This window comes from Fluviicola sp., from assembly GCF_030151805.1.
Classification (GTDB): Bacteria; Bacteroidota; Bacteroidia; order Flavobacteriales_D; family Crocinitomicaceae; genus Fluviicola.
Genome location: NZ_JASLCN010000111.1, coordinates 1 through 4,851 on the forward strand (window position 1 = coordinate 1; position 4,851 = coordinate 4,851).

6 protein-coding genes are annotated in these 4,851 nt (G+C 40.5%); 2 read left to right on the forward strand and 4 right to left on the reverse strand.

Annotation, left to right across the window (positions count from 1 at the left end; translation table 11 throughout):
• Positions 1-1,240: DUF885 family protein (locus Q1V93_RS04295; protein ID WP_300661947.1), on the reverse strand; the 1,240-nt coding region annotated here is incomplete at its 3' end.
• 228 nt (positions 1,241-1,468) lie between these two features.
• Here Q1V93_RS04295 and Q1V93_RS04300 point away from each other — a divergent pair.
• Positions 1,469-1,771, forward strand: a complete 303-nt coding sequence (locus tag Q1V93_RS04300; RefSeq protein ID WP_300661950.1) for an ArsR family transcriptional regulator — start codon at positions 1,469-1,471, stop codon at positions 1,769-1,771.
• A gap of 145 nt (positions 1,772-1,916) precedes the next feature.
• Positions 1,917-2,585: an energy transducer TonB gene (locus Q1V93_RS04305; protein WP_300661952.1), complete on the forward strand. Its 669-nt coding sequence runs from the start codon at positions 1,917-1,919 to the stop codon at positions 2,583-2,585.
• Between the two features lie 13 nt (positions 2,586-2,598).
• On the opposite strand, the gene Q1V93_RS04310 is transcribed toward Q1V93_RS04305, so the two are convergent.
• The 3 genes from Q1V93_RS04310 to Q1V93_RS04320 all read right to left on the reverse strand — a co-directional run.
• Entirely contained in the window at positions 2,599-3,048 is a 450-nt protein-coding gene (locus Q1V93_RS04310; protein WP_300661955.1) for a KTSC domain-containing protein, read from the reverse strand.
• Positions 3,049-3,073: 25 nt separating this feature from the next.
• The gene (locus Q1V93_RS04315) at positions 3,074-4,216 is read right to left on the reverse strand and encodes a DEAD/DEAH box helicase (protein ID WP_300661958.1); all 1,143 of its coding nucleotides are present in this window, start codon (positions 4,214-4,216) and stop codon (positions 3,074-3,076) included.
• Between the two features lie 209 nt (positions 4,217-4,425).
• A partial coding sequence (locus Q1V93_RS04320) for an HAD-IA family hydrolase (RefSeq protein ID WP_300661960.1) occupies positions 4,426-4,851 on the reverse strand: 426 nt, incomplete at its 5' end.

A 4,851-nucleotide genomic window follows, 5' to 3' on the forward strand; every position in this document is an offset into this window, starting at 1 on the left:
TCAGAATCTGCAAAACATAATCGTTATACTCACGCAAATAACTTTCTGCTTTTTCGGGCGGCCAGCCATTCATGCTCCCAACGTTATAATAGGTATTTCCCCCCTTATCGTAAGGACCCGGAGCAGAAATCGAAGCTCCGGCAACTCCGGCCATATAATCCGGTTCTTTGCGAACAACCAACGGTTTCTTCGGATCCAAATAAATCAGGTTTTTAGCTTTTACGAATTTTTCTAATTCCGGAATTTGCTTTTCGATCTCTTTCTGGAAATTCTCCGGCTGCGTATGTTGCAGGGAAATCTGATCAATCAGTTGTTTGATCAATTCGTATTCGTTCTCCGGCATTGCTTTTTTCTCCATGTGCTTCGTCCAGATTTGCTTTGAAATCCGAAGCATCTTCTGATGCAATTCCTTTTTATGGGCAAGCGCACGTTGGTAAATTTCCTTCGCAGAATTATCTGATTGAATATCGAACTCAAATTTCTTCGCATACAATTCTCTTCCCAAACGGAAACTTCGCGGATGTGGATTCGGCAATTTCTCTAACCAGGCTGCATATGCCTCAATCGCTTTCTGAGCGGCTTCACTTCTTTTGATCAATGTTGCTTTTTCCGCTTCGCTCAAGGTACTTTTCTTCAGACTTTCCGGTAAATCAGTCGTAAAAACGGATAGTCCGCCCCGATTTTGTTCGATGGCCAACTGTGTGTGTTCCAGAGTTGGATTGTGAATATTTTCTTTTGCGGCTTTGTAGTAAGCAGGAACATTTTTCAGGCGAATGGAAAAGTTTTTCAAGCGCTCATTCAGCGGTGCATAATTATTCGCCAGCATTTCAGCGAAACTTCCACACACATTGTAGGAAGACGGATTCCATTCCCGAGATTTGAACGACGTTTGCTCCCAGGCCGCGCCATCCAAATGATTTTTAATCAATTTCCAATCAATCTGATTTGCTTCCGAAAGTTCTTCGGGATTAAATTGCTTGAGTTGATCCAGTTCCTTTTGAATAAACCGGCTTTCTTTTTCTTGTCGCGCTTTGTTGGGCACAACCAAAACGGAATCGTATTTGTGATACCCGATGCTACTGGCCCAGGACGGATTCATTTCCCACAAACGCAGTACGAATGCTTCTTTGTATTGATCGAAATTCATGTCTTTGTTTACGGCTTCCTGCTGACACGCAGTTAATAGAAAGAGAGTCACAAAGAAAATCAGGTTATGAATAGAGAGGATTCGATTTTTCATTACTTGTTTTTCAGGAAAGTTAATGAATTTTGGGAAGAGCTTGTATTCTGTCCATATGAATTTCAATTTCGCTGTTTGTTGGTTGTTTTAAATAAAAAAAACAGTTTATCTCCAGTAAAAATGGACTTTTCACACAATTTTATAAATTTATAAAATTGAAAAAAAAACCGAAATATTCGTTGTTTTAAATGATCTTTTACACTAACTTAAATAGAAAATCCACTATTTATGGGAGCAATTAAAGACAATAATTACACTGAAAAAGAATTTGAGATCACGTACTTATTTGACGCCATTGGTCACCCTGCAAGAAAACGCATGGTTGATCTCTTAAGTCAACACCCGTTTTGCAGAAACACGGATCTAGCTCTGATCCTGAACCTAAGTCCAACAGCAATTATGAATCATACAAACAAATTGAAACGCGCAAAATTGGTAGACATTCGTTACAAACAGCATCATTATGAAATTGTATTAGATCCAAAAAGGCTGAATCTGATTATGAATTATATTGAAGGATTGTCCGTCTAGCTCCTTTTCAAACTCACTAAAAACAGACAAATCACATAATTTTATAAAATTATGTGATGACTCAGTAAATACTACCATTTACCAGATGAAATAAAATCATCCAACTCTTTTCCATATACTTACCCTAATCCATCAACATCTTCACATGCCACCTATCCGGAATATCCATTTTTCATTTCCCTGCAAAGAAGACATCAACAACATGACTTCATGTGACCTGGGAAAACATTGCAGTTCTTGCAAACACACCATCATTGATTTCAGAAATAAGTCAACAGAAGAATTGGACCTTCTAAGAGAAACAAACAAGAATATTTGCGGCATTTTTTCTGAAAAACAAGTTGCCAAAGGATATGAAAATTACCGCCAATTGGCTGCCACAACCATACTAACATTTGGAATAGGAATACTATCCACAAATGTTCAAGCGCAGGAAGAAACCGATCCTTTTAAATTCCCTGCTTCCGTCAGTAAAGACACTGTTTCCAGGGAAAATGAAAATGTCCTCGTAGGAGTTATCATTGACGACTATCCTGAATATCCCGGGGGAATTTCTGCTATACGGAATTTCTTTAAAGAAAACATCATTTATCCTTCCGACAGCATAGAAGGAAAAGTAGTCGTATCATTCACTGTAGACACGTTAGGAAGAACTCAAAACATACAAATCAGGAAATCACTCAGCCCTCTGGCAGATGCCGAAATAATCCGCGTTGTCGGATTAATGGTTTTTAAACCTGCAAAACACGACGGAAAACCCATCAACTCGAAAATGAATCTTCCTTTTACATTTCGTTTGGAAAAAAGGGATTGAATTCGCTCTTCGATTAAGCCTCAACCGTTCCCTTACTCGCCATGCGATACGTATGAGACGAAAAGATGTGCCGGCGGGCAAAACGCTCCGGAGTTGCCGATTGATTCAATTTCTTGTACACGTTATTGGGAACACCGAAATATTCAAATACTTGTCCGTTCAGGAAAGTCACTTTCAAGGTCAAGCCTTTGTAGTGAAAATCAGCAATCATGGAGGTATTGATCGTTTCCTGGTATTCTTCCAGGTTTTGCTCCAACGTTTCCGGCGCAATGCTCACCAGGAAATGGTATGCATCAATAATCTCCAGGCTTCGTTTTTCCGCTTCTGCTTTCAAGGGATTGTCTTCCTGAAATTTATCCGGATGCCATTCTTTCACCAGTTTGCGGTAAGTTATTTTTAATTGAGACAAGCTGATTTCCTCTTCCACCTGAAAGAGCTTTTTGTACGATGCAATGCGCTTCATGAGTTTGTTTATTTTGAAATGGGAATTAAAAACCGTTTAGATCCAATCCGTCTGTTTCTTCAAACGGAACCTGTTTTCCCATTTTCTTTTGGATAATTTTAAAATGATGTTCGTCTTCCGGGGTGACAAAAGTGAGTGCTTCACCGGTTGATTCTGCCCTTCCTGTTCTACCGATCCGGTGAACATAATCTTTCGGAGAACGTGGCAATTCGTAGTTGATTACGAAAGGCAAAAATTCGATGTCAATTCCGCGGGAAATCAAATCCGTTGCAACCAATACTTTCAAATGCCCGGCCTTGAAATTCCGAAGCACTTTGTTTCGTGCATCCTGACTTTTCTTACTGTGAATGGCTTGCGCGTCGATGTTATTCTTGCGCAATTTTTCCACGACCTGATCCGCCTTGAATGTTGAACTCGTAAAAATCAATACTTGTTTCATTTTACGGGAACGAATCAAATAACGCAGCAAAGGTCCTTTACGGGCATCGGAAACGCGATATGCTGTTTGCTGAATCAACTCAACCGAATCTTCTTCTGTTTCGATCTTCAGCACCAACGGATCATGCAGCAAAATCTGCTTTACTTCTGAAACTTGATCGTTTAATGTCGCCGAAAACAATAAGTTCTGACGCTTTTTCGGCAACCATGCAATGATGCGCTGCATTTCTTCCTGGAAACCTAAATTCAGCAATTTATCCGCTTCATCCAGAACCACTGATTTAACAGCACTCAAATGAACCGCATTTGATTCTGCCAATTCGATCAAACGTCCCGGAGTTGCAATCAGAATGGAAACACCCATCATGGCTTTCATTTGCGGATTGATCGAAACTCCTCCGTAAACTGCCCTGATTTTTAAAGGTATCGGAAACGAACGCGCAAAAATTTTGAAGACTTCTTCTACTTGGATCGCTAATTCACGGGTCGGAACGAGAATCAAGGATTGAATATGCCGGTTTTTTGCTTCTTTTTCTTTCGAAAGCTGCGTCAGAATGGGCAAGACATAACTTGCTGTTTTCCCTGAACCCGTCGGAGCAATCCCCAAAACATCTTTCCCTGTCAGAATTGCCGGAACTGCCAGATCCTGAATAGGAGTCGGACGTTCGTAGTTCATTTCGCTTAAAGCTTGAAGTAAAAAAGGCGATAAGCCGAAAGAAGAAAATGACATCCGATTTTATTTAAGGGTGCAACGCTTGTGCTGAAGCTTCAGCGAAGGTACAAAGATAGGGAATTTAGATATTAAGACGCTAAGACTTCAGGATTTTAGGACTTTAAGCTTATTTAAAAGACTTCGAGAGACAAGAGTCAGGACTTGATCCAAGAACCTTATTAAAACAGTCTTGACTCTTAATTCCTGGCTTTCTTAGTCTAAACATCTCAATTCCCAACAATCGGCAAGAGGTTTATAACGGCTGGGATTTCCGCCAATTCCCGGATTCTCGGAACATTGCGTTCTTTCTTGAATTTGACTTCCGGGTCGAAATGGATTGCTGTCCATCCTGCATTCAATGCACCGATAATATCTGCTTTGAAATCGTCCCCGATCATAATGGCATGTTCGGTGCTGCATTCCGTAATGCGTTGTGCTTCCTGGAAAATTTCCCGGTGCGGTTTTGTTACCCCGATTTCTTCCGAACACAAAACCATGTCGAAATATTCGCTGATTCCGCTTTTTGCCAATTTGATATGCTGCACTTCCTTGAAGCCATTTGTAATGATGTGCAAGCGATAATCTTCCGCTCTCATTTCATCCAGCATTTCAATAGCTCCCGGAAAAAGTGCCGTTTGCTGCGGAGAAAGCTC